This window comes from Janthinobacterium sp. SUN176 (assembly GCF_030587335.1).
GTDB lineage: Bacteria > Pseudomonadota > Gammaproteobacteria > Burkholderiales > Burkholderiaceae_D > Janthinobacterium > Janthinobacterium kumbetense.
This window is the reverse complement of record NZ_JAPWIA010000001.1, coordinates 507,426-533,987: the sequence shown is the minus strand read 5'-3', so window position 1 is coordinate 533,987 and position 26,562 is coordinate 507,426. Positions and strand designations below refer to the sequence as shown.

Here is a 26,562-nt window from a genome sequence, read left to right as displayed (position 1 = left end):
GTCATAATATCGATTGCCCCCCCTTTGGTCAAGGGCGTGGGGCAATATTTTTGGATATTTAAGCTTTTTCCAGCTCGAACGCTTTATGCAGCGCGCGCACGGCCAGTTCCATGTACTTTTCATCGATCAGCACGGAGATCTTGATCTCGGAAGTGGAGATCATCATGATGTTGATGCCCTCTTCCGACAAGGTGCGGAACATTTGCGATGCGACGCCGACATGGCTGCGCATGCCCACGCCGACGACGGACAGTTTCGACACTTTCGCGTCGCCCGTGATGCTGGCCGCGCCCAGCGATTCGCGGTTCGCTTCCAGCACGGCCAGCGCGCGCGTGTATTCGCCGCGCGAGACGGTGAAGGTGAAGTCCGTTTTACCGTCTACCGACTGATTCTGTATGATCATGTCGACTTCGATGTTCGCGTCCGCCACCGGTCCCAGGATGTGGTACGCCACGCCTGGGCGGTCGGGCACGCCGAGCACGGTGATTTTGGCTTCATCGCGGTTGAAGGCGATGCCGGAGATGACTGCTTGTTCCATGTTTGTATCTTCCTCAAACGAAATCAGGGTGCCTGAATTGGCTTCTATTTCCAGCGGCAACATCGGGTCGGTCAGCGACGACAGCACGCGCGTGGGAACGCGGTAGTTGCCGGCAAATTCCACCGAGCGCGTCTGCAGCACTTTGGAACCCAGCGAAGCCAGTTCCAGCATTTCTTCAAAGGTGATGGTCTTCAGGCGGCGCGCCTCGGAGACCACGCGCGGGTCGGTCGTGTAGACGCCGTCGACGTCCGTGAAGATCAGGCATTCGGCCGCCTGCATGGCGGCGGCGATCGCCACGGCCGAGGTGTCCGAACCGCCGCGGCCCAGGGTCGCGATGTTGTCGTGTTCGTCGACGCCCTGGAAACCGGTAATGATGACAATCTTGCCTGCATCGAGGTCGCGTTTGACTTTTTCGTCATCGATCGACTGGATGCGTGCCTTGGTAAAGGCGGAATCGGTCTTGATCGCGACTTGCCAGCCAGCATAGGATACGGCTTGTTTGCCGATCGCCAGCAGTGCCATCGACAATAGGCCGACGGACACTTGTTCGCCTGTCGAGGCGATCATGTCAAGTTCACGGGGATCGGGTTGATCCATGATTTCCTTGGCCAGTCCAATCAGGCGGTTGGTTTCGCCCGACATGGCGGATGGCACCACCACGATTTGATGCCCGGCGTCGTGCCACTTGGCAACGCGCTTGGCGACATTCTTGATACGGTCAGTCGAGCCCATCGACGTACCGCCATATTTGTGGACGATTAAAGCCATAAGAGTGAAGTTTCCGCTCAAGAAGAATAAAAAAGGAGGGCTTTACTCTACATGCCGCAATGCAAAATAACAAGCTAAAAAGCGCATTAGCTCATACCGATTGCGTATATGGAAATAACCAATCCATGCAGTCCAGCTGGCTTGAGCAGCCGCTTGGCAGCCACCCCGGGAGTGGCCGTGGCGGCTGCCCTTACGCTCAGCAGGAGACCCAGCGCAAGGCCACGCGGGGACGGTCCAGCAGACTCAGACAATGGCAATCGAGGCCGATCCCCGCCGCGAACAACAATTGTTGCGCCGCACAGACAAGGGGCAGGCGTTCGCGCTCCCAGGCGGGCACGTCAAACGCCTGGTAATGGTATTTCAAGCTCTTGGTGGGACGGTTCAAGGCCAGTTTCAAGCGCTCGCCACCCTGGCGGAAATCGATCGTCAAGGTTTGAGATTGCAACCAGGCAATATCGATACCCTGGCCGCCCTCTTCCACCGCATCGAAATGCAGCACGCCGCCATACGCGGGAAAGGCCAGGCTGGCCTCGCCTTTCCATGCAAACTCCTGGCCGGCTTTTTCCAGGCCAGGAATGCCCGCATCGTCACGCTCGCGCATGCCGGCCAGGTCATCGAGCTTCGGCGTCAGGTACAGACGGTCGCGGTGGCGCCGCACGTGGCATTCGGGATGCGTGACCAGCAATTGCGCATCGGGCCGCGCCTCCAGCAGCTGCGCCAGCATTTCCACCAGCCACGCCGTCGACGGCATGCGCAAGCCGCGCGTGCCGAACCAGTGGCGCAGCAGGTTGTAGCAGCGGTCCGCGCTCAGCGCGCGCAATTTCGCCAGTTCGATGCAGTCGCCGTCGAGACAGTTCGCCAAATCCTGCGTCGCCAGTTCCGTCAACAGGCGCTGCGCCGATTGCGCGTGCTGGGCGCTGCGGGCGAAGCGCTCCTGGAAACCGGGAAACGCCTGCGCCAGCACGGGCATCACCTGGTGCCGCAATGCATTGCGGGCGAAGCGGGGATCGTCGTTCGATTCGTCGTGGATGTGCGCGATCGCATGTTTCGCCACGTACGCCTCCAGTTGCCGGCGCGACACGGGCAGCAGCGGACGCGCCATCACCAAGTCCGGGTTGCCCAGCAGCTCGGGCGCGCTGTTGGCGCCATCCATGCCGGACAAGCCCGCCGTGCCGGAGCCGCGCAGCAATTGCAGCAACACGGTTTCCGCCTGGTCATCCTGGTGGTGCGCCGTCAGCAGCAGGCGCACGCCGTGCGCGGCGCACAGCTCGCCCAGGGCCGCGTAACGGCGCTTTCGGGCCGCCTCTTCCGTGCCCGTCTTCGCATTCTTTTCCAGCGTGACCTTGCGTGCCTCGAAGGCGATGCCCATGCCGGCGCACAACTGCGCGCAGTGCGCCAGCCACGCATCCGCGTTCGGGCTGAGGCCATGGTGCACGTGGAACGCGTGCAGGGCCACGCCGTGCTCTTGCGCCCAGGCATGCGCCAGATGCAGCAGGGCCGAGGAATCGAGGCCGCCGCTGAGGGCGATGCCGACCGCTTCGCCGGCTTGCGGTCCGCAAGTTGCCAGCGCGCTGGCGAAGATGTCGGCGACGGTGGCGTTTTGTTGCTTTTTCATAAGACTCCTGGAATGCAAAGAGGGACAGGTGGCCAAACGAGTGATATCGCTTGGCTGCCTGTCCCTGGTGTTCTTGCTGCCGGCCTGCGCCGGCGATGGTTTACTCGCTCGGCGTGGTTTCCTTGAACTTGCCGTAGCTCAGCAGTTTTTCATGGCGCGCGGCCAGCAAGTCCTTGGTTTTCATGCCGTGGAACTGGCGCAGGGTGTCGGCCAGTGCGCGTTTCAGCAAGGTCGCCATCTGTTTCGGATCGCGGTGGGCGCCGCCCAGCGGTTCGTTGATGATCTTGTCGATCAGGCCCATGGCTTTCAGGCGGTGCGCCGTCAGACCCAGCGCTTCGGCCGCGTCGGAGGCGCGCTCGGCGCTCTTCCACAGGATCGAGGCGCAGCCTTCCGGCGAGATCACGGCATAGGTCGAGTATTGCAGCATCAGCACGGCATCGCCCACGGCAATCGCCAGCGCGCCGCCGGAACCGCCTTCACCGATGATGGTGGCGATCAGCGGCACCTTGAGTTCCGCCATCACGTACAGGTTGTGACCGATGGCTTCCGACTGGCCGCGCTCTTCCGCGTCGATGCCGGGGAAGGCGCCTGGCGTGTCGACGAAGGTAAAGATAGGCAAGTTGAACTTTTCAGCCACTTTCATCAGGCGCATGGCCTTGCGGTAGCCTTCCGGCTTCGGCATGCCGAAATTGCGCATGGCGCGCTCTTTCGTGTCGCGGCCCTTTTGATGGCCGATGACCATGCACGGCTGGCCGTTGAAGCGGGCCAGGCCGCCGACGACGGACAGGTCGTCCGCGTAGCTGCGGTCGCCATGCAATTCGTGGAAATCGGTAAAGATTTCATTCACGTAATCCATGGTGTAGGGGCGCTGCGGGTGGCGCGCGATCTGCGCCACTTGCCAAGGGGTCAGCTTGGCGTAGATATCCTTGGTCAGTTGCTGGCTCTTCTTGGCCAGGCGGTCGATCTCTTCCGAGATGTCGACGGCCGAATCGTCTTGCACGAAGCGCAACTCTTCGATCTTGGAATCGAGTTCCGCGATCGGCTGTTCAAAATTGAGGAAAGTCGTTTTAGTCATTGTACCTCCAGGTTTTACCGGCCACGGCGCCAGGGCGCGCGGCGTCATCTATGTTTATTTTACCGTACCGGCTGGTGCGCCGGGGGCTGTATCGGATGCGGCAGGGGCGGCTGCAGGGTCGAGACTGCGCCACAAATACCACGTCGCCACGGTGCGCCACGGTTCCCAATTGGCGGAAACTTCGCGCGCATCGCTGCGGGAAACTGGTTCGCCGGAGAAATAATTGACGCTGATGCCCTGGATCAAACCGGGGTCGTCGAGCGGCAAGACATTCGGCCGGAGCAGATTAAATATCAGAAACATCTCGGCTGTCCAGCGGCCGATGCCGCGGATTTGCACCAGTTCGGCGATGACGGCTTCGTCATCCATCTGGTCCCACTGGCTCGCGTGCACGCGCTTGGCCTTGAAATGGTCGGCCAGGTCGAGGATGTATTCGGTCTTGCGTTTGGACAAACCGCAGGCGGACAGTTGCTCGGCGCCTGCCTTCAATACTTGCGAAGGCGTGCATTTCGGGCAAGCCAGCAGCAGTTTTTTCCAGGCAGCATCCGCCGCCTTGGGCGTGATCTGCTGCCCCACCAGCGAACGGGCCAGGGTGGTAAACGGGTCGCTATGGCCGACCAGGTGCAGGTCGCCAAATTGCGGGATAAGCTTTTTCATGATGCGGTCGCGCTTCATCAGCTCGATCTTCGCCTCTTCCCAGTAATGCGGCACCTGGATCACCTGCGCCGCCACCGGGGCTTCCCCGTTTTCCCTGGACGTTGGCATCATGCGCGGCGCCAGTTGGTCGAGCCGTCAGGCTTGTCTTCAAGAATGATGCCGGCAGCCAACAATTCGGCGCGGATCTTGTCGGACTGGGCAAAGTCGCGCGCCTTTTTCGCCGCGCTGCGCGCCGCGATGGCCGCTTCGATGCCGGCCGCCTCATCCTGTCCACCGGCGGCCGCGCCGACGGTTGCTTGCAGGAATTGTTGCGGCGTGCGCTCAAGCAAGCCGAACACGCCCGCCAGGCCCTTCAATTGACGCGCCAGGGCGGGCGACTTGCTCTTGTTGACTTCCGTTGCCAGGTCGAACAGGGCGGCCACGGCCAGCGGCGTGTTGAAATCGTCGTCCATCGCTTCGCGCACGCGCACGGCATGGGCTTCGCTCCAGTCGATGGCGCCCTCTTCCACCGCCACGTCGGCCAGCGCCGTGTACAACCGGGTCAGGGACAGGCGCGCGTCATCGAGGTGCACGTCCGAATAATTCAGGGGGCTGCGGTAGTGCGCGCGCAGGATGAAGAAGCGGATCACTTCGGCATCGAATTTTTGCAGCACTTCGCGGATGGTGAAGAAGTTGCCCAGCGACTTGGACATTTTTTCATTGTCCAGGCGCACGAAACCGTTATGTATCCAGTAATTGACGCTGGTATGACCGAACGCGCCTTCGGATTGGGCGATCTCGTTTTCATGGTGCGGGAATTGCAAGTCCGCGCCGCCGCCGTGGATGTCGAATTGTTCACCGAGCAAGGCGCATGACATGGCCGAGCACTCGATATGCCAGCCCGGGCGGCCCTTGCCCCACTTCGAATCCCATTTGACTTCTTCCGGCTCCGACTCTTTCGACGACTTCCACAGCACGAAGTCGAGCGGATCGCGCTTGCCCGTGTTGACGTCGACACGCTCGCCCGCGCGCAGGTCGTCGAGCGACTTGCCCGACAGCTTGCCATAGTGGGGGAAATTGCGCACGGCATAGTTCACATCGCCATCCGCACCCTGGTAAGCCAAATCTTTGGCTTCCAGTTGTTCGATCAGGCGCAGCATCTGCGGCACGTATTCCGTGGCGCGCGGCGTGTGGTCGGGCGTCAGGATGCCCAGCGCGGCCGTGTCTTCATCCATGTACTGGGTGAAACGCGTCGTCAGCTGGGAAATCGTCTCGCCGTTTTCCACGGCGCGGCGGATGATCTTGTCGTCGATGTCCGTAATGTTGCGCACATAGGTGACGTCGAAGCCGGACGCCTTCAGCCAACGGTAAATGACGTCGAACGCCATCATCATGCGCGCATGGCCGATATGGCAATAATCGTAGATGGTCATGCCGCACACGTACATGCGAACCTTGCCCGCTTCCATCGGGACGAATACCTGCTTCTCGCGAGCCAGGGTGTTGTAAATCTTTAGATTGCTCATCGTGCTTTGCAAGTGGAGCGGTCGCCAGCCTGGCAAAACGACAGACAGGCGCGGACACCGGGGGTGCCGCGCCACAGAACTGCCGTGTGCGCCGAAGACTGTACGACCCGCTATATTGTTGTTCTTGTTTGTTAGAATTAGGGCGTTAGCGGTCAAGTATAACATTGATAAAAACCATACTGGCCCGATATGAATCAGGTTTTTACGATGTTCAACCGAATTTTCACTTCTTTACAATTAAAGCAAGTTTAAAGAAAAATAACGATCAAGGACGCCTTCATGCAAGAAATCAAATCGAAACGCCTGTCTTTCCTGGCCCGCTTTTGCACCCTGTTTGCCGGCCTGACCCTGGGCAGCGCCGTCGTGGCAGCCGCTCCGACGACCGCCGTCGACCCAACGCCGCACGTGGCCCTGAAAACCAGCATGGGCGAGATCGTGCTGGAACTGGACCAGGAAAAAGCACCGAAAAGCGTGGCCAATTTCCTGCAGTACGTCAACAGCGGTTACTACAAGGGCACCGTATTTCACCGCGTCATCGATGGCTTCATGATACAGGGCGGCGGCTTCGACAAGAACATGAAGCAGAAACCGACGAAAGCGCCGATCAAGAACGAAGCGCAGAACGGCTTGCAGAACGTGACCTACAGCATCGCCATGGCGCGCACGGGCGACCCGCATTCGGCCACCGCGCAATTCTTTATCAACGTCAACGACAACGGCCCGCTCGACTACCCTGGCCGCGACGGTTTCGGCTACACGGTGTTCGGCAAAGTCGTCAGCGGCATGGACGTGGTCGACAAGATCAAGGCCGTGCCCGTGGCGGACAAGGGCCCGCACCAGAACGTGCCCGTCACCCCCGTGGTGATCGAATCGGCGACTTTACTCAAGACAGCGCCCGCAAAACTGTAAAATAGCGTTTTTGCGGCGCCCGCCTGCCTGGCGCCGCTGAATCAATTATTCATCCAATTTATTAAGGATCATCATGACCTCCGTCATCATCACCACCAATCTGGGCAAGATCACCGCTGAACTGGACGCCGAGAAAGCGCCGAAAACGGTTGCCAACTTCCTGGCCTACATGCAAGCCGGCCACTACGACAACACGATTTTCCACCGCGTCATCGACGGCTTCATGATCCAGGGCGGCGGTTTCGAGCCAGGCATGAAACAAAAGCCAGCCGACACCACCGTGGAAAACGAAGCCAAGAACGGCCTGAAAAACGATACCTACACGCTGGCCATGGCCCGCACGTCGGATCCGCACTCGGCATCGGCCCAGTTCTTCATCAACATCAAGAACAACAGCTTCCTCGACTACCCAGGCCAGGACGGCTGGGGCTACGCCGTGTTCGGTAAAGTCACCGACGGCAAGGAAGTCGTCGACGCCATCCGCGCCGTGAAAACCTCGCGCGCCGGCATGTTCGCCGATGTGCCAGTCACCGACGTCATCATCGAAAAAGTCGAAGCAGTTTAATTCGGCCACTGCACCATGACTAACAGGCATTGCAGCGTTTGCGCCTCTCCATGTACATCACTTTTTGGGAGCGTTGAACGATGACAATGCCTGCCGCACTCTTTATTTCCGACCTGCATCTGCAGAGCTCGCACCCGCGCACCAGCGCGGCGTTTCTTTCTTTCCTGGAACACCATGCGCAATATGCGCAAGCGCTGTATCTATTAGGCGACCTGTTCGAATACTGGGCCGGCGACGATGACCTGGAAGACCCGTTCAATGCGCGCATGACGGCCGCCATCCGCGCCGTCAGCGATGCGGGCGTGCACGTCTACTGGATCGCCGGCAACCGCGACTTTCTTGTCGGCTCCGGCTTTGCCGCCGCCGCCGGCGCCACCCTGCTCAGCGAACCGCACGTGGCCACGCTTGCCGGCCGACGCATCGTCTTGCTGCATGGCGACGCCGAATGCACGAAAGACGTCCAATACATGGAGTTTCGCGCCATGGTGCGCCAGCCTGCCTGGCAAAAACAGTTCCTGTCCATGCCGCTGGCGCAGCGCAAGGCGATCATCGACGGCTTGCGCAAAAGCAGCCGCGAGCACAATGGCGAAAAAACCATGGACATCATGGATGTCACGCCCGATGCCGTAGCACAAGTATTTGCCGAACACGCGAGCACCGTCATGATCCACGGCCATACGCACCGCCCCGCCCTGCATAAAGTTGACGAAACCTTGCGCTATGTCTTGCCCGACTGGGAATGCGACGTGACGCCGCCACAACAGCCGCGCGGCGGCTGGATCGCCATCGATGCGCGCGGCAACATCACGCGCCATGACTTGAACGGCGATATCATCGACTAGGCTGGCGCCGACTGCGGCACGGGCGTTTGTCCGATAGCCGAACCCGCCTGACCCTGCTGTAATGGCGCCATGCACACTGTTTACATCGGCACGGCCGGCTGGAGCCTGTCCAGCGCCGCCGCCAGCCGCTTCCCCCTCGATGGCAGCCACCTGCAGCGCTATGCCCAGGTGCTGGACTGCGCGGAAATCAACAGCTCTTTCTACCGCCCGCACCAGAGCGCCACTTACGCGCGTTGGGCCGCCAGCACACCCGAGCACTTCCGCTTCAGCGTGAAATTGCCGCGCAGCATCACGCACGAACGGCGCTTGCGCAACTGTGCGGCCGAACTGGATCGCTTTGCGGGAGAAGTCACGCAACTGGGAAATAAATTGGGCTGCGTGCTGGTGCAGCTGCCGCCCAGCCTGCATTTCGAGGCGGACGTGGCCGCGCAGTTTTTTCAGGCGCTGCGCCAGCGCTTCGGCGGCATGCTCGCTTGCGAGGCGCGCCACCCAGGCTGGTTCGCGGCGGAAGCCACCGAACTGTTGACCACGCAGCGCATCACGCGCGTGCGCGCCGATCCGCCCGCCGGCCAGCCGGGGCCGCACGTGCCGACGACGGAAGTGGCCTACCTGCGCCTCCACGGCAGCCCGAAAATATACTATTCCGACTACCCGGCCGATTGCCTGGTGGCACTGGCCGCTGAATTGCACGCACAAATGCAGGCGGACAACTGGTGCATCTTCGACAACACGACATCCGGGGCCGCCCTGTTCAATGCACTGGAATTGCAGGCGCGGCTGAGGGATGCAGCAGCCGCGCAATTGCGTCCCTAGGGCAAGGGCGCCTGGATCACGGCCTGCGCGGTAAAACCATACAGCACGCCATTGCCAATGGTGAAGGTGCTCAGTACAGGAGAACCCCAGCCTAGTTGCGGCGTGGAAATTACACCGGCGGTGTCAATTCTGCGTAGCGCGTCCTGGCTCCCCGTGTACAGATTGTCGTTGGCATCTATTGCCAATGGAAAATAGTCACTAGCCATCAGACTTCCGGTTCCCGGCGGACCATCCTTTCCATCGCTCCGCAAGGAAGTGCCGGCAAAATGGCTGACATCCCCATTCTGGGCCACCTTGAAGATCACATGATGCTGGACATCTTCAAAGTAGAGCGCTCCGCGGCGGTCGACGGCCAGACTGGCGGCTGAAATATAGTCGCGCGTGCCTGTCTTTCCATTCAGTGCCTTCATGGCATTCTCGTACGGCATAAACAGGGAAAACTCGCCGCCCGAAGGGCGCCGGTAGATACCATTGCCAGCATTGTGCACCCAATAAATATTGTTTTGCTGGTCGATCGCCAGCGCGAAGCGCGTGCCATGCGAAGTTGGCAAATAATCAATACTGGATACCTCGCCCTGCTTGTTAATCTTGCGCAACACGAGCCGAGGCTGCCCATGGAACTGGTCAGCAAAATACAGGTTGCCTTCCTTGTCGAACGCCATGGCCACCGGCCCCTCCAGGGTCGCGGTGCCACGCCCGCCATCGACCCCGCCGTCTTTTCCCGCAATACCCGCAAAGATACTGACCAGACCATCGGGCGTCACGCGACGGATGACCTTGTTGACATCATCGGCCAGGTAGACATTCCCCGCGCTATCGGCCACGACGGCTCTCGCGTAGCCCAACGTCAAGCGGGTGGCAGCGCCACTACCATCGACGAGGCCGATATGTCCCGGCAAGGCCGGCAGGGTCGACAGCTTTCCATCCTGATCCAGCCTGCGCAGCATATGCCGGCCCAGGTCATACACGACCATGGCACCGGAAGGCTCCAGCACCATTTCAGTGAGCTGTTTGAAGCCTGGTGCCTGACCGTTCGCATCAGGCATGGCAGCACCGAGCAAGGTCGTCACCTTGCCGTCTGCCTGCACTTTCCGGATGCTGCCGCCGTCGGCCAGCAATAACTCGCCATCGCGGTTGAACTGCATGCCGCGAATGCGGAAAAAGCTGGCAGCGCCACCGATACCGTCGACAGAAGAATTCTGCGAGCGGTTCCCCGCCACCTTGACCGCCATGCCATTCTGGATGCGGAATAGATAAGAACCCGTGGCATCCGCAAAATAAACGCTGCCAGCGGAATCAAGCGCAAGTCGGCCCACTCGTTGAAAGTCGCTGCTGACTTCAGGCATGGGAGCAAATGTCCACGCCAGGGTGCTGACCACGCCGTTCGCAGCGACGCGACGTATGGCATTTTTATGCATATCGACCAGCAGCACATCGCCATTCACATCGATGGCCAGACTGCCAGGCAAGCCAAAGCGGGCTTGCTCTTTCTGCCCATCTACATACGCAGACGCCGGCTCAAGATCATCAACCTCACAACTGCTGCGCCGCTGGCCAGCAACCGTACTAACCACACCGGCTGGCGTGATCTTGCGCAGCACGGCGTGACAGTAGTCACTCACATAGAGATTCGCCTGGCGATCAATTGCCAGACGGGAACCCTCAATAAAGGAAAACGTGGCGCTCGACACCGGGCCGTCATCCACGCCGCGCTTGCCCATCACGCCCGCATACACGCTCAAGCTGCCGTCAATTCCCATTTTATGGATGACCTGATTGCCCGCATCGGCGATATAGTAGTTACCAGCGGCATCGCGGACCATCCCTGCCATCTTTTGGATTTTCTCCTGCACCCCTGCCAGCACGACCGGCAGGCAACGCACGGCCAGGGTATTGACATCCGCGTTGCCCATGGTCGCCGCGCCTTGCGCGATGCTGCAGCCCAGCCCCTCGGAGGCGCTGTCGACCTTGCCTTCATAACTGGCGCCCGCCGCCAGCTTGCCGGCAAAACTGAACGCACCGTTGGCCGTAACGGTTACTTTATCCGCGCCGTTTGCCAGCACGACGCTGGCGCCTGGCAGCAAGCCGCTGACCGTGCCTCCCAGCAGGTATCGTGGCGTTTCGACAGGTGCTACGGGCATGGCCGTGCCACCGCTGGAACCGCCGCCGCAAGCGCTCAGTCCGGCCAGCAGGGCGATGCCACAGCTGGCGCGTCTGAACAGGTTTTGCAACTCGTCATATCGATTGATCATTGCTGCTTTCATGGTAAGTGGCGACGATATTCGCCAGAAGCTATCAAATAATTTTTTCAAACACGCAACATTATAGTTTCCACATGGTTAGAAATCATCGAACTGTTGACATTTGCATTTTCACTGTTATAGTTCACTACAACACCAACCCAATACATCACGGAGCTTCGATGCCTACAGCACTTTTTACGCGCCGCGCCGCCCCGCCCTTGTCGGAGCGCATCCCATGAGCGCGGAATGGAACGACAATAGCCCCATCTACCGCCAGCTCAAGGCCAGGGTGGTGGGCATGATGCTCGATGGCGTGCTGCAGTCCGGCGACGCCTTGCCGTCGGTGCGCCAGGTGGCGGCCGATTATCAATTGAATCCCATCACGGTCTCGCGCGCCTACCAGGAACTGGTCGACGATGCCCTGGTGGAAAAACGCAGAGGACTCGGTATGTATGTCTTGGAAGGCGCCCGCGACAAATTGCTGGCCAGCGAACGCGAACGCTTCCTGCGCGAAGAATGGCCAGCCTTGCTGGAACACATCACCCGCCTGGGCCTTGATCTCGATCAACTGCTGCAAGCGAGCCGCGACGGCGGCGCACACGGAGAGAACGCATGAATGCATTGAACAAGGACAGCGTCATCAGCGCGCGCGGCCTGCGCAAGCAGTATGGCAAGCAGGTGGCCATCGACAACATCAGCTTCGATATCGCGCCGGGGCGCATCGTCGGCTTGATCGGGCCTAACGGTTCCGGCAAGACCACCACCCTGAAAGCCATCCTGGGCCTGACGGGCTTCGATGGCGACTTGTCCGTGCTGGGGCGCGATCCCCGCGTGCAACGCGACGCGCTGATGGACGACGTGTGCTTCATTGCCGACGTGGCCATCCTGCCGGGCTGGCTGCGCGTGACCGACGCCATCGATTTCGTTGCCGGCGTGCATCCACGTTTCGACCGCAGCAAGGCCGAACGCTATCTGGCCCACACCAAGCTGTCGCCGAAGATGAAGGTCAAGGCCATGTCGAAAGGCATGGTGGTGCAGCTGCACCTGGCGCTGGTGATGGCCATCGACGCCAAACTGCTGGTGCTCGACGAGCCGACCCTGGGCCTGGATATCCTGTACCGCAAGCAGTTCTACCAGAACTTGCTGGAAGACTATTTCGATGAAAACAAGACCATCGTCATCACCACGCACCAGATCGAGGAAGTGGAACACATCCTCAGCGACCTGATGTTCATTCGCGACGGCAAGATCGTGCTGGCCTCGAGCATGGAAGAGGTGGGCGAGCGCTATATCGAGGTGATGGTGGGCCCGCAGCACGTCAATCCGGCACGCGCCCTGCAGCCGATCAGCGAACGCAGCGTGTTCGGCAAGTCCGTGATGCTGTTCGATGGCGTCGCCCGCACCCAGCTGGCTGCCCTCGGCGAAGTACGCACGCCCAGCCTGGCTGACCTGTTTGTCGCGACCATGAAAGGATCGTACCAATGAGCATTTCCCCTGTAAACAAGATGCAATGGCTGCTCCGGCGCGAGTTGTGGGAACACAAGGGCATGCTGGTGTGGACGCCTGCCCTGATCGGCGTCGTCATGACGGTGCTGGGCGCCCTGATGGCGGCCGCGACCGTCGCAAAGACCAAAATGCACACGGCGCTCATCGTCAATGGCGAGGAAATTTCCTGGAGCACCGTCTTCAATACGCGCACCTTTGGCCCGCGCCGCACGGAAATCATCGACGCCGTCGCCAACAACTATACGTACGCGGCCGCACCGCTGTTCCTGGCGCTGGGCTTCCTCGTATTTTTCTATTGCCTCAGCGCCCTGCATGACGATCGCCGCGACCGCAGCGTGCTGTTCTGGAAATCGCTGCCCATCTCGGATGCGCAGACGGTGCTGTCGAAAGCGGCCATCGCCCTGCTGGTCGCGCCGCTGATCGTGGCCGCTGCCGCCAGCCTGACGTCGCTGGCCCTGATCCTGATCCTCAGCGGCGTGCTGGCGGCCAACGGCATCCACGTGTTTGCCGAACTGCTGGGCTCTTCCGGCCTGTACCTGGGACCGCTGCGCGTGTTTGGCTTGCTGCCCGTGTATTGCCTGTGGGCCTTGCCGACTGTCGGCTGGCTGCTGATGGTATCGAGCTGGGCCAAGTCGAAAGTCTTCCTGTGGGCCGTCGGCGTGCCATTGCTGCTGCTCATCCTGACAGTCTGGGCCGGCAAGCTGACGCAGACGGAAAGCGATGTCAGCTGGATACAGATGAATGTCATCGGACGTGCCCTGCTGGGCACCCTCCCCGGCAGCTGGTATCTGTTCGAACCGGAACTGCTGCCGCGCATGCACGCCCTGGCAGAGGGGGGATCGCACATGACACGCATTGATGTGTTCAGCAATTCCTGGTCCAGCCTCGCCTTGCCGGCCGTCTGGCTCGGCGCGGCGGCAGGCGCGGCACTGATTTACGCCGCCATCCGCCTGCGCAGCTGGCGCGAGGAAGGCTGACAGCGCACTAGCTCTTCCCCGTCAAAAACGCCCCGCCCGTCGGGGCGTTTTCTATTCCTGCGCTGGCAAAACATCTGAAAATAATAACTACCTTTCTGATAGTGATTATTAAAAAATTCCCTCCCTGAATAAAGACTATTCATTCGATAGCATCAATCCGATATAAAAATTACAAATAATTATTTCTATCGTATTTTATTACCAATCAAATTTGATAATCACCATGCAAAAAAGCAACAACTAGCAATTCGATAGCGATAGGGTTTTTTCGATGAAAGGCGCAGAAACACTGCAACCGGGTAGCGGATTCATCCTAAAAGTCCCAATCCGTGACAATCCGTGATTATTCGCTTACGCAAAGCTTGACAGAATAGAGTCATGAAAAATGATAAAAATTGAATTGAAAGTTTCAAAATTGAAACTACCATCAGAGTGAGAGCTGGTGCGGCCTGCATGTAAATACCGCTATCTTTCAAGGTGCATCGGCTGGCAAGCCAGTTATCGCAAAAACAGGATGCAAGAAAATAACGCCATGCAAAACAAATGCAAAAATGGCATTTTAAATATTTCAGGGCCGGCGTTCCATTACGCCAGCGTTTTTTCCCCAGTTATGTTTTACTTTCACCATCTGCATCGGCAATACCCAATTTCAACCACGGCCCAAGCCACGCCGGAGTAAGCAAGGAAACGAAACACATTATTGATTTTTTAATATCTTAAAAAATTGAACGAACATATAACCTTCTTCCGGAGATTTTCAAATGGCCACCACCCAAAATCCAGCACAAGTTCCCGTCAATGCCGAAGGCGCTGGCGTCAAGGTCGCTACGCCCGCTAAAAAAGCGGTCAATCCGAAAAACGGCGACCGCAAGCAATATGACGAAGACGAGCTGATAAAAGGGGCCGATGCCAGCGCGACCATGCCGCCTGAAAATGTCGTGGAAGTCACGGGAAGCGCCGATAGCGGCAATGCCGCTGCCCTGGGCACGGCCGCGGCGGTGGCGGCAGCCGCCTTGGCAGCCGGTGGCGGCGGTGCGGCTGCAGGCCAGGCCGGCAACGGCAGTGCCGATCCCGGCACGTCGCAAAGCGACAACAACGGTGGCGCCGCGGGCGCGGCAGGCACCGGCGCGGGCGCCGCCGGCATCCCCAGCGGCAGCGTCGTGGATGTCGCAGGAGCATCAGCTGGAGCGGGTGCAGGCGCCGGCGCCGGCGCTGCAGGCGGCCTGGGCGGACTTGGCGTGCTGGGCGCGCTCGGCGGCCTTGGCCTGGTAGCCGCCGCGGCTGGCGGTGGCGGCGGAGGCGGTGCCGCGGCTGGCGGTGCCGGCACCGGTGGCACGGGCACTGGCGGCGCGGGCACGGGAGGAACCGGTGGCACGGGCGGAACGGGAGGAACTGGCGGCACGGGCGGCTCGACCGGCGGTAGCACGGGAAATCAATCCACGACGACGACCATTACCGACGCGGCCGTGCTGGCTGCAGCAGCAGCGGTCGCGGCGGCCAGCAATGCCCTGGCCGATGATGCCGCCGCCGCGGCAGCCGCCGCCACGGCAGCAGCTGCGCTGGCAGCGGCGAATGCGGCCACGCTCGCCGACCAGCAGGCTGCCGCCGCTGCAGCTGCAGCGGCAGCAGCCTTGCTCGCAGCCAATAACGCCACCAGCGACGATGTGCTGGCCGCCAGCACGGCAGCCGCCGTGCCCGGTGCGCAAGCCGCTGCCACGGCTGCCACGACCGACGACAACGCGGCCGCGGCTGCTGCCGCGACCGCCGCCATTTCGCTGGCCGCCACCACGTCGGCACAAAATGCCGATGCGGCTGCCGTCACGGCCGCCGCCAACGCCGCCGCCGCGCACGCCGCTGCCGATGCGGCACAGACGCAAGCGGACCAGACCAACGCCCCCGCACTGCAATTGATCGCCGATGCGGCCGATGTCGTCTCCACCGCCGCCAATACCCAGGCAGCGCTGACCGATGCGGCGACGCTGGGCGTCATCTCGGCCAATGATGCCGCCGCCGCCGCTGCCGCCACGGCGCTGGCCAATGCCACGGACGCCGCCGCGCTGGACCTGGCGGCCACGGCCGCCGCCAATGCCGCCGTCACGGCCGGCATACAGGCCAGCCTGACGGACGCCGCCGCTCTGACAGTCATCTCCGATGCCGATGCGGCCACCGCCGCCGCGGCCGCCAGCGTGGCCGCCGCCACCGATGCCGTCGCCCTGACCGCCGCCTCGAATGCGGCCGCTACCGCGGCAGCGAATGCGGCAATCAACGCCAATGCCAGCGACGCCGCGGCACTGGGCATCGCCGCCACGGCGGCAGCGAATGCCGCTACGTCGGCCAGCACGCAAGCAGGACTCACCGACGCCGTGACGCTGACCATGGCAGCGGACGCCGCCGCCGGCGCAGCCGCCTGGGATGCCTCGATCGCCAACGCCACCGATGCGGTGGCCCTGCAGGCCGCCGCCGATGCGGCCGCCACGAACGCCGCAAATGCGCAGACACAAGCGAACATGACGGACGCGCCCACCCTGGGGCTGATCGCCGATGCCGCGACCCTGGCGTCAGATGCGGCGCAGGCGCAGGCCGACCTGACCGACGCGGCAGCGCTGGCCCTGATTTCCAGCGCCGATGCCGCCGCGGCGGCGACAGCGGCCACCCTGGCCGGCAACACGGATGCCGCCGCGCTCGACATCGCTGCCGCCGCTGCCGCCACAGCCGCCGCCAACGCCGTGGTGACAGCCAACCTGAGCGACGCAGCCGCCCTGCAGATCACGGCCGATGCCGCCGCCAACACCTCGACCGCCGCCGCCGCGCAAGCGGCGCTGACCGATGCGGCCGCGCTGCAAATCGTCTCCGACAATGACGCCGCCGCCGCGCTGGCAGCGCAAACCACCGCCGACCAGACGGACGCTGCCGCCCTGGCCGCTGCCGACGCGGCGGCGGCCAGCGATGCCGCGAATGCCCAGGCAGTGGCCGGTCAGACCGATGTAGTTGCTCTGCAGCAAGCTGCCGACCAGGCGGACGCGGATGCGGCGGCCGCCCATTCGCAAGCGAGCCTGCTGGATGTCAACGTCGCCCTGAATGCCTTCAACCTGGCCAACCTCGCCGCCCTGGCCGCCAACGTCACGGCAGGACAGACCAGCGTCGTCGACCTGACGGCGACCGTCAATGCCTTGCAGCTCGACGCCGATGGCGCCGATGCCGATGCCAGCCTGACGGACGCCCTCTTCCTCGCCGGCATCTCCGCCGCCGATGCGCTGGCGGCCGCGACTGCGCTGACCACTGCCAACCTGACCGACGCCGTGGCGCTCGCCAACACCGCCGCCGCGGCCGTTGCGGCGGCGGAAACGGCTGCCCTGCTGGGCGGGATCGACATCTCGGCCGTCAGCGCCGCGGCGGCGGCCCAAGCTGCCGCCACGGCAGCAGCGGCCACCGCCGCCCTGACCGATGCCGGCGCACTGGGCCTTGTCTCCACCGCCGATGCCGCCGCCGAACTTGCCGCCCAGGCCGCCGTCAGCACACTGACGGCCGCCAATACGCTGGCGCAAAACGCCCTGACCGCGGCACAGCTCGTGGCCGGCCAGACCGATGCCGCGGCCCTGGCCGTGGCGTCGTCGACCGCCGATGCGGCCGCCGCCGCAGCCGTCACGACGGCGGGCCAGACGGACGCCATCGCGCTAAGCCTCATTTCCAACGCCGATGGCCTGGCTGCCGCCTCGGCCGCCAGCCTGGCGGCGCTGACGGATGCCACGGCGCTGGGCGTGATCTCGACCACCGATGCCACCTTGGCCGCCACCCTGCTGACAACGGCCAACTTGACGGACGCTGCCGCCCTGGGCCTGGCCGCCGCCGCGGCGGCCGCCGCCGCCAATACGGCGACGAATGTTGCCAACCTGACCGATGCGGTGGCACTGGGCACGCTCTCGGCCGCCGCCACCACGGCCGCCAATACGGCCGCCGCCACCGCCTCGTTGACGGACGCCACGGCCCTGGGCCTCGTCGCCACGGCCGATGCGGCGCTCGCCGCCACGGCGCAAACGACGGCCAACCTCACCGATGCCGTGGCGCTGGGCCTCGTCTCGACGGCCGCCAACACGGCCGCCAGCCTGGCCGCCACGACAGCCAACCTGACGGACGCCGTTGCCCTGGGCACCGTCTCGGCGGCCGCCACGGCTGCCGCCAACACGGCTGCCGCCACCGCCGCGCTGACCGATGCCGTGGCCCTGGGGTTGACGGCCACCGTCGATGCCGCCGCCGCCACCGCCGCGCAAACAACGGCCAGCCTGACGGACGCCGTCGCCCTGGGCCTGGTGGCGACCGTGAATGCCACGGCCGCCGCGACCGCCGCCACCGTCGCCGGCCTGACCGACGCCGTCGTGCTGGGCACCCAGCATACGCTCGACGTCACGGCCGCCACCGTGGCCGCCACCAAGGCGGCGCTGACGGACGCGGCCGCGCTGACCACCATCGCCAACAACGATGCCGCGAGCGCCGCTGCGGCTGCCGCCTATTCGGCCGCCCATCCACTCGACCTGGTGGCCGCGCTGGCCGCCACCGTGGCCGCCACCACGGCCGGCCTGTCGCACACGGCGGCGCTGGCGGCGCAAGCCGACGATGCGGCTGCCGCCTCGACGGCCGCCACGGCTGCCGCCTCGCTGGTCACGCTGAACAATGCGATTGCCGCCGACAATGCCGCCACCGCCGCCGCCACGCTGGCCCTGACCTCGCAGGCTGCCGCCACGGCGGCGCAGCTGGACGACACTCTCGCGGCGACCGCCGCCGGCGTGGCCGCCACTTCGCTGGCAGCGGCGCAGGCGGCGCAAGCGGCCGATGCCGCCGCCGCCGCGACGGCAGCGACGGCAGCCAATGCCCTGGCCGCCCTGAATGCGGCCCTGGCCGCCGACGCGAATGCGGCAGCTACCGCCGCGGCTGCCGTCACGGCCAATGCAGCCACGGCCGCCGCCGTCGCCGACGATCTGGCCGCCGCCACGGCCGCCACCGTCGCCAATGCCTCGCAAGCGGCCGCGCAAGCGGCACAACTGGCCGACAATGCGGCCGCCAGCGCCGCCACCATCGCCGCCAATGCATTGACCGCGCTGAACCAGGCACTGGCTGACGATGCGGCCGCCGCAGCCGCCGTCCTCAACTCCACCAACGCCACGGCCGCCGCTGCGGCCGCTACCGCCGCCGATACGGCGGCAGCCGCTGCCGCCGCCGTCGCCGCCATCTCGGCCGCTGCCACGCAGCATGCGCAGGCGGACGATGCCGCAGCAGCGGCAGCCGCCCTCACGGCGGCCATCTCGCTGGCCGCCACACAGGCCGCGCAGGCGGCCGACCTGGCCGTCGGCACGACGGCGGCGGCGGCAGCTGCCGCACTGGCCGCCCTGAACCAGGCCCTGAACGACGACAGCGTCGCCGCAGCAGCGGCCACGGCGGCCAACAATGCGCAAGCGGCCCTGAATGCGGCCACGACGGCGCTCAACGCGGCAATCCTGACGGCCAGCAACTCGCTTGCCGCCACCAATGCCGCCGTGGGCGCCGACGCCACGGCGGCAAGCACGGCAGCCGCCGCCGCGGCCGCGCAGATCATTGCCGACGCCGCGCTGCAGGCCGACGCCGGCCTGGCCGCCCTCGCCACGGCGGCCAACAATGCACTGGCCGCAGCCAGCGCCGCGCTGGCCGCCGACGATGCTGCCGCCAGTGCCGCGCACACAGCGGCCCTGTCGGCAGCCGCCACGCTGGCGGCGCAACTGGCCGACACGGCCGCTCTCAACGCCCATGCGGCGCTCAACGCGGCCATCGCCAACCTGAACGCGGCGGTAACGGCCGATACCAACGCCCTGGACGCCGACAATGACAAGACGCTCAAGCTGAACCTGCTCATCTCCGCGCAAAATGCGTCCGATGCAGCAGCCCAGGCCGACGCGAATGCGGCAGCCGCCCATGCGGCGCTGGCGTCGGCCCAGGCCGACGATGCAGCGGCCGTCACGGCCGCCAACAATGCGGCAGCCGCACATGCGGCGGCCGTCGCAGCGCAGAACGCCGATGCAGCCGCAGCAACGGCGGCGGCGCAGGCGGCCATCTCGCTGGCCGCCACGCTCAATGCCCAGGCGGATGACGCCACGGCAGCAGCGGCCGCCACGGCAGCAGCGAATGCGCAGCTGGCATTGAACGCGGCCCTCGCCGCCGACGCAAACGTCGCCGCCACCGCAGCGGCAGCAGCCGCTGCCCAGCTGGCAGCGCAAAACGCGCACGACGCCGATGCCGCCGCCGCGGCAGCGGCCGTCGCGGCCGCCATTACCCTGGCAGCCACGCAAGCGGCACAGGCCGATGACGCGGCGGCCGCCCTGGCCGCGGCCAACGCCGCCAACGCCCAGGCAGCGCACAACGCCGCCGTCGCCGACGACCAGGCCGCAGCGGACGCCGCAGCCGCCGCCTCCCTCGCACAAGCAGCAGCGACTGCCGCAGCCGCAGCCGATACTGCCGCCACCGCCAGCGCCGCGGCGGCAGCAGCGGCATTGCTCGCGGCCCAGGCAGCACAAGCCGACGACACGGCCGCCAACCAGGCTGCGGCAAATGCCGCCGCCGCCACCGCCGCGCACACGGCAGCGATCGCCGCCGATGCCCTGGCCATCAGCACGGCGGCAACGGCAGCCACCGCCCTGGCCGCCGCCACCGCGGCGCAGAACGACGATGACGCCGCAGCAGCCGCAGCAGCCCAGGCCGCCATTTCGCTGGCCATCACGCAGCAGGCACAGGCCGACGATGCGGCAGCGGCAGCGGCCACCGTCAACGCCAACAATGCGGCCGCAGCCGCGCTGGCCGCCCATGCCGCCGATGCGGCCGCGCCGCTGGCCCAGGCCCAGGCCGCCGCATCGCTGCTGGCCTTCCAGGCCGCGCAAGCGGACGATGTCGCCGCCGCCAACGCGGCGGCAGCAGCGGCCCAGGCGCATGCCAATGCCAATGCGGCCTACACGGACGATGCGGCAGCGGCCCAGGCCAACGCCGACGCGCAGGCAGCCGATGCGGCCCTGGTGCAAGCGAACGCCCTGGCCGCGCAAACGGACGCCAGCGCCCTGGCCGTGGTGTCGGCGGCGGACGCCGCCCACGCCGCCGCCGTGCAAGCGCTGGCCGACCAGACCGATGCCGTGGCGCTCACCCAGGCCGCCGATGCGGCTGCGGCAGCCGCCCTGGCCGCGGCGCAGACGGCCAACCTGACGGACGCCACCGCCCTGCACCTGGCAGCCGATGCGGCCGCCGCCGCCGCCCTGCAGGCGCAGGCGCAGGCGGACCTGACGGATGCAAACTCGCTGACAGTATCGGCAAATGCCGCAGCCGCAGCGGCAGCGGCAGCCCAGGCCCACGCCGACCTGACGGATGCGAGCCAGTTGTTCGTGCTGAGCCAGAACGCCCTGCACAACCCGCTGACGGTGAGCGACTTCAGCACCGGCCTGCCAGCCGCCGGCGGCGACGTGATCGACATGTCGGCCATCGCCCACCTGACGGCAGCGGTGGCGGTGGGCGTCAACCTGAGCACGGACTTTGGCAACGACAACCTGTTCATCTTCGATGGCACGTCCGTGTCGATCGGCGCGGCGGCCAGCGCCATCGCGGCCGACAACAGCGTCCTGTCGGGCCAGGGCTACATCGTCATCGCCGATGCGCAGAACAGCGGCGCCGTGACGGTGTACCACTCGAGTGACCTGAGCAACGCCAACGCCATCGACACGGCGCTGGTGCTGCTGAGCGGGGTGAACATCACGCAGCTGACGGCGGCCAACTTCATCGTCTGAAGCAGGGCACCCACGCCAGGCACGGCAGCGGGAGCGCACAGCGGCGCGCTCCCGCCCCACCTTGAAATGCGTCAGGCCTCGGGCCGGAAAAATACGGGATGAGATCAAGCGGTTCCCCAGCATTGTCCTCACTGCCACGCATCGCGGCCCTGCTGATGGCCGCGGCCATGGCATCCATGGCGTCTTTCGCCCATGCCCAGGGCGCCACCGCCTGGAGCTTCGACCAGGTCTTGCAGCAGGCGCTGCAAAGCCATCCCGCCGTGCAGGGCAGGCGCTCGGCGCAGGCAGCCGCGCGGGCCGACCTCGATGGCGCGCAATGGCAGCGCTTTCCCAGCCTGTCGGCGGAAGTCCCCACCGGTTCGCAGGAAACGGGCGGCGTGGTGCGCATCGAGCAACCGCTGTGGAGCGGCGGGCGCATCGACGCCGGCATCGATGCCGCCAGCAGCCGGGTCGACGCGGCCGGCGCCGCCATCGAGGAAGAACGCCTGACCCTGTCCCTGCGCGTGATCGCCGCCTACACCGAGGCGTTGCGCCAGACGGCACGCGTGCGTTCGGCCGAGGCGGGCCTGGCCGAGCACCAGCGCCTGCTGGACATGATCAAGCGCCGCGTGGTGCAGTCGGTCAGCTCGCAGACGGACCAGCGCCTGGCCGAGTCGCGCGCCTACCAGGCGGCCAACGACGTGTCGAATGCGCGCCAGGCGCTGGACAACGCGCTGGCGCAGCTGTCGCAACTGGCGGGCAAGCCCGTGCGCCTCGTCAGCACCACCGGCATCGGCGTGGGCGAACCGCTGCCCGACGCCAGCCTGGAACGGGTCATGCGCCAGGCCATCGACTATTCCCCCACCCTGCATCGCCTCGATTTCGAGGCGCAGGCCGCCGATTCCGAAATCGCCATGCAGCGCTCGGCCTACATGCCGAAAGTCGTGCTGCGCATGGAAAAGCCGACGGGCGGCATCAATGCCGACAACCGCACGCGCGCCATGCTGGTGCTGCAGGCGCAGCCGGGCGCCGGCCTGTCGGCCAAGGCTGGCGTGGATGCCGCCGTGGCCCGCCGCGAAGGCGCGCGCGCCGCGCACGACGTGGCCGAACGCGAGGTGCGCGAGCGTTTCACGCTGGACTGGAACGAGGCCGAGGCGAGCCGCCAGCGCCTGGGCAACGCGGGCGAGGCCAGCACCACCTCGACGCAGGTATTCGAATCGTATGCGCGCCAGTACGTGATCGGCCGCAAGAGCTGGAACGACGTGCTCAACGCCGTGCGCGAAGCGACCCAGGCGCAATTTTCGCTGGAAGACACGCGCGCGCAGGCGATCGCCGCCAGCCTGCGCCTGGCCGCGCAAACGGGCACCCTGGCCGGGCGCACGGCGCCGGCCGCGTCGGTGCGCGCCAATTGACCGCCACAGAACACGAACAGGAGACAGCGTGGATACCTCCATCAAACATGGCTTGCTGACACTCATCGAGCGGGCCGCCCGCCTGACGGGACAGCACGTACCCGCCGCCCGCCTGGCCGACCTGCAACGCCAGCTCGATGACGTCGACGACAACGGCGCCCCCGGCGTGGTGTTGACCGCCATCTGGCAAGCGGCCGGGCTGGAAGGCGCGGCGCGCGCGCTGCACGAGCCGACGCCGGGCGAGCTGCCGTTCGCCGTCTACAGCGCCAGCACGGGCTGGGGCTTGCTGCAGTCGCGCGGTGCCGACGGCGCCTGGCGCGGCGAAGGCATCGACGGGCGCGCCCTGCAACTGGCCTCGCTGGCCGGCCTGGCTTGCGTGGGGCTGCCGCGCCGCAGCGAAAAAAGCGGCGCCCGCCCCGGCGCCCTGGGCCTGGTGCGCAACGCCCTGTGGTTGAAGAAAAGCGTGTTTGTCGACGCCGTGCTGGCCACCGCGCTGGTGACCCTGCTGACCATGGCCACCTCGCTGTTTTCCATGCAGGTGTACGACCGCGTGATCCCGAACCAGAGCTTCAGCACCCTGTGGGTACTGGTGGTGGGCGTGGCCCTGTCGATCGGCCTGGAATTCATCCTCAAGCAGGTGCGCAGCCGCATCGTCGACCACTCGTGCAATGACGTCGACCATGAACTGTCCGAGTGGTTTTTCCAGCGCATGCTGGGCATCCGCATGGAGGCGCGCCCCGCTTCCGTCGGCACCCTGGCGGCGCAGGTGAAAGGCTTTGAGATGGTGCGCGGCGTGCTCACGTCGACATCGCTGTTCGTGCTGACGGACGTGCCCTTCGCCGTGATTTTTCTCGCCATGATCACCATCATCGGCGGCTGGCTGGTGGTGGTGCCGCTGGTGGCCCTGCCGCTGGCCCTCGCGTGCGGGCTGATGTTCCAGCGCGCCATCGAAAGCCATACGCGCAAGAACCTCAACGCCAGCAACCGCAAGGCCGGCTTGCTGGTGGAAGCCGTCGACGGCGTCGAAACGCTCAAGGGCAGCAGCGCCGAATGGATGATGCAGGCGCGCTGGGCCGAACTGGTGGCCGAGAGCAGCCACGCGGAGCAGAATATCCGCGACTATGCGGCCCTGTCGCAAAACATCACGGCCGCCTTCCAGCAACTGACCAATGTGGCGCTGATCTCCATGGGCGCCTGGTTCGTGGCCGAAAACCAGATGACCATGGGCGCCCTGATGGCCTGCACCATCATCAGCAACCGCGCCCTGATGCCCATCGTGCAGCTGCCCGCCGTGATGGTGCAATGGGCGCATGCGCGCGCTTCGATCGACGGCCTGGAACAGGTCATCAGCCTGCCCAACGAAGCCGACAATGCGCAATTCGCGCTGACGCCGCGCAGCCTCGACACGGGCTTGCGCTTCGAACGCATCCGCTTTACGTATGGCGGCGCGCAAAAGGTGGCGCTGGAAGTGGAAAACCTCGCCATCCGCCCCGGCGAGCGCGTCGGCCTGGTGGGCGCCATCGGCTCGGGCAAGAGCACCCTGCTGAAACTGGCCTCGGGCCTGTACCTGCCTGCCGAGGGAAAAGCCTACCTGGGCGACGTCGACATGGCCCTGCTGGCGCCGGCCGTGGTGCGCGAAATGGTCGGCTACCTGCCGCAGGAAACGCGGCTGTTCAGCGGCACCCTGCGCGACAACCTGTTATTGGGACTGGCCGACCCGGGCGAGGAAGCGATCCTGGCCGCCGCCAAACGCACGGGCCTGATCGAGCTGATACTGGGCCAGCCACGGGGCCTCGCACTGGGCATCACCGAAGGCGGACGGGGCGTGTCGGGCGGCCAGCGGCAATTGATCGCCGTCACGCGCCTGCTGCTGGCCAAGCCGCGCATCTGGCTGCTCGACGAGCCGACGGGCGCCATGGATGCGAAGACGGAAGCGCGCATCGTCGGGCTATTGGGCGAACTGGCGGCCGAAGGCGTGACCATGGTCGCCACCACGCACAAGAATGCCCTCCTGCCCCTGCTCGACCGCCTGGTGGTGCTGCAGGCGGGACGGCTGCTGCTGGACGGCCCGCGCGATGCCGTGCTGGCCAAGCTGTCGGGCAAACCGCAAGCCGTTCCCGCTTCCGCGCCCGCGCCGGTGGTCCAGGCAGCGGCAGCGCAAGGAGCCGTCGCATGAAACTGGCCAAGGTCGAAACGAGGGAGGAAGCGAAACGGGGCCGGGTGCTGATCTGGAGCTGCACGGCGGCGCTGGCGGGCGTCATCGCCTGGGCTTCGTGGGCGGAGCTGGACCAGGTCACGCGCGCCAACGGCCAGGTGATCGCCAGCTCGCGCAACCAGATCATCCAGGTGGCCGATGGCGGCGTGCTGGCCGAGTTGCGCGTGCATGAAGGCAGCGTCGTGAAAAAGGGCGAATTGCTGGCCCGTTTCGACCGCACGCGGGCCGAGACGAGCTACCTGGAAAGCACGGCCAAGGCGGCGGGGCTGAAGGCGGCGGTGGCGCGCCTGCAGGCGGAAGTGTTTGGCGGCGCGCCGAAGTTCCCGCCCGAACTGCAGGCGTTTCCGGAATTTCGCGCCAACCAGCTGGCCCTGTTCAGCAAGCGCCAGGGCGCCGTGCAGGCGGAAGTGAGTTCGCTGGAAAGCGCCATGAAACTGATCAAGGAAGAGCTGGAAATGAATCTGCCGCTGCTGGAAACGGGTGACGTCAGCCGCGCAGAAGTGCTGAAACTGCGGCGGCAAGTGGTCGACATCCAGGCGCAGATCACCAACCGCCGCAACAAATACCTGCAAGACAGCCAGACGGACCTGGTGAAAGCCCAGGAAGACCTGGCCGGCGTGCTGCAAACGGTGACCCAGCGCAAGGAGCAGCTGGGTTCGACGGACATTTACGCGCCCACCGACGGCATCGTGCGCAACGTGCGCCTCACTACCCTGGGCGGCATAGCCAAGCCGGGCGAGGAAATCCTGCAGATCGTGCCCACGGACGATGACCTGATCATCGAAGCGAAAGTCAAACCGGCCGACATCGCCTTCATCAAGCCCGGCCTGCCCACGGCCGTGAAACTGGACGCCTATGACTACGGCATCTACGGCCGCCTGCGCGGCACCGTCAGCTACATCAGCGCGGACACTTTAAGCGAAGACAACAAGGGCAACGAGCAGCCGTACTACCGCGTGCAGATCAAGACCAGCGGGCGCAACCTGATGGGCAAGAATGGCGAGCCGATTCTGATCCAGCCCGGCATGACGGCCACCGTGGAAATCAACACGGGCCGCAAGACGGTGTTGCGCTACCTGACGAAACCGATCACCAAGACATTCTCGGAGTCGATGGGAGAGCGGTGACGCAGCGGGCTGCGTCACCGGCAGGC

The 26,562-nt window shown here is 64.9% G+C and carries 17 protein-coding genes; 11 read left to right on the top strand and 6 right to left on the bottom strand.

What is annotated here, in order from left to right; translation table 11 throughout:
- Positions 1-58: 58 nt before the first annotated feature.
- From O3299_RS02515 to cysS, 5 genes are all read right to left on the bottom strand, one after another.
- Positions 59-1,306 (bottom strand): aspartate kinase, encoded by a 1,248-nt coding sequence (locus O3299_RS02515; protein ID WP_099664679.1) that lies wholly within the window; start codon positions 1,304-1,306, stop codon positions 59-61.
- Positions 1,307-1,502: 196 nt separating this feature from the next.
- Positions 1,503-2,921, bottom strand: coding sequence for a tRNA lysidine(34) synthetase TilS (tilS, locus tag O3299_RS02510; RefSeq protein WP_305061417.1), 1,419 nt, complete (start codon positions 2,919-2,921; stop codon positions 1,503-1,505).
- A 100-nt stretch (positions 2,922-3,021) separates the two neighbouring features.
- A complete protein-coding gene (locus O3299_RS02505) occupies positions 3,022-3,996 on the bottom strand; it encodes an acetyl-CoA carboxylase carboxyltransferase subunit alpha (protein ID WP_034756951.1) in 975 nt (324 codons plus the stop codon).
- Between the two features lie 54 nt (positions 3,997-4,050).
- Entirely contained in the window at positions 4,051-4,764 is a 714-nt protein-coding gene (locus tag O3299_RS02500; RefSeq protein ID WP_369811602.1) for a DNA-3-methyladenine glycosylase, read from the bottom strand.
- Positions 4,761-6,158 (bottom strand): cysteine--tRNA ligase, encoded by a 1,398-nt coding sequence (gene cysS / locus O3299_RS02495; RefSeq protein ID WP_282408500.1) that lies wholly within the window; start codon positions 6,156-6,158, stop codon positions 4,761-4,763. Before cysS ends, O3299_RS02500 begins: the two co-directional genes overlap by 4 nt.
- 279 nt (positions 6,159-6,437) lie before the next feature.
- Between cysS and O3299_RS02490 the strand changes: the two genes are divergently transcribed.
- The 4 genes from O3299_RS02490 (at position 6,438) to O3299_RS02475 (ending at position 9,287) form a co-directional block, all read left to right on the top strand.
- A complete protein-coding gene (locus O3299_RS02490) occupies positions 6,438-7,067 on the top strand; it encodes a peptidylprolyl isomerase (protein ID WP_305061416.1) in 630 nt (209 codons plus the stop codon).
- Positions 7,068-7,140: 73 nt separating this feature from the next.
- Complete coding sequence (locus O3299_RS02485) at positions 7,141-7,632, top strand: peptidylprolyl isomerase (protein WP_070221314.1); 492 nt, start codon at positions 7,141-7,143, stop codon at positions 7,630-7,632.
- A gap of 86 nt (positions 7,633-7,718) precedes the next feature.
- A complete protein-coding gene (locus O3299_RS02480) occupies positions 7,719-8,474 on the top strand; it encodes a UDP-2,3-diacylglucosamine diphosphatase (RefSeq protein ID WP_099664683.1) in 756 nt (251 codons plus the stop codon).
- A 69-nt stretch (positions 8,475-8,543) separates the two neighbouring features.
- A complete protein-coding gene (locus tag O3299_RS02475; RefSeq protein ID WP_305061415.1) occupies positions 8,544-9,287 on the top strand; it encodes a DUF72 domain-containing protein in 744 nt (247 codons plus the stop codon).
- Here O3299_RS02475 and O3299_RS02470 read toward each other — a convergent pair.
- Entirely contained in the window at positions 9,284-11,551 is a 2,268-nt protein-coding gene (locus O3299_RS02470; protein ID WP_305061414.1) for a hypothetical protein, read from the bottom strand. The genes O3299_RS02475 and O3299_RS02470 overlap by 4 nt on opposite strands.
- A 214-nt stretch (positions 11,552-11,765) precedes the next feature.
- Here O3299_RS02470 and O3299_RS02465 point away from each other — a divergent pair, with 214 nt between their 5' ends.
- The 7 genes from O3299_RS02465 (at position 11,766) to O3299_RS02435 (ending at position 26,536) form a co-directional block, all read left to right on the top strand.
- Positions 11,766-12,146, top strand: coding sequence for a GntR family transcriptional regulator (locus O3299_RS02465; protein ID WP_077402228.1), 381 nt, complete (start codon positions 11,766-11,768; stop codon positions 12,144-12,146).
- Entirely contained in the window at positions 12,143-13,015 is an 873-nt protein-coding gene (locus tag O3299_RS02460) for an ABC transporter ATP-binding protein (protein WP_305061413.1), read from the top strand. Before O3299_RS02465 ends, O3299_RS02460 begins: the two co-directional genes overlap by 4 nt.
- Entirely contained in the window at positions 13,012-14,013 is a 1,002-nt protein-coding gene (locus tag O3299_RS02455; protein WP_251351931.1) for a hypothetical protein, read from the top strand. Before O3299_RS02460 ends, O3299_RS02455 begins: the two co-directional genes overlap by 4 nt.
- A 761-nt stretch (positions 14,014-14,774) precedes the next feature.
- Positions 14,775-21,803 carry a hypothetical protein gene (locus O3299_RS02450; protein WP_305061412.1) on the top strand — a complete coding sequence of 2,343 codons (7,029 nt, stop codon included), beginning with the start codon at positions 14,775-14,777 and terminating at the stop codon, positions 21,801-21,803.
- A gap of 122 nt (positions 21,804-21,925) precedes the next feature.
- Positions 21,926-23,194, top strand: coding sequence for a TolC family protein (locus O3299_RS02445; RefSeq protein WP_305053346.1), 1,269 nt, complete (start codon positions 21,926-21,928; stop codon positions 23,192-23,194).
- Positions 23,195-23,222: 28 nt separating this feature from the next.
- Entirely contained in the window at positions 23,223-25,370 is a 2,148-nt protein-coding gene (locus O3299_RS02440) for an ATP-binding cassette domain-containing protein (protein WP_305061411.1), read from the top strand.
- A complete protein-coding gene (locus O3299_RS02435) occupies positions 25,367-26,536 on the top strand; it encodes an HlyD family type I secretion periplasmic adaptor subunit (protein WP_305061410.1) in 1,170 nt (389 codons plus the stop codon). The genes O3299_RS02440 and O3299_RS02435 overlap by 4 nt, the downstream gene beginning before the upstream one ends.
- Positions 26,537-26,562: the final 26 nt, after the last annotated feature.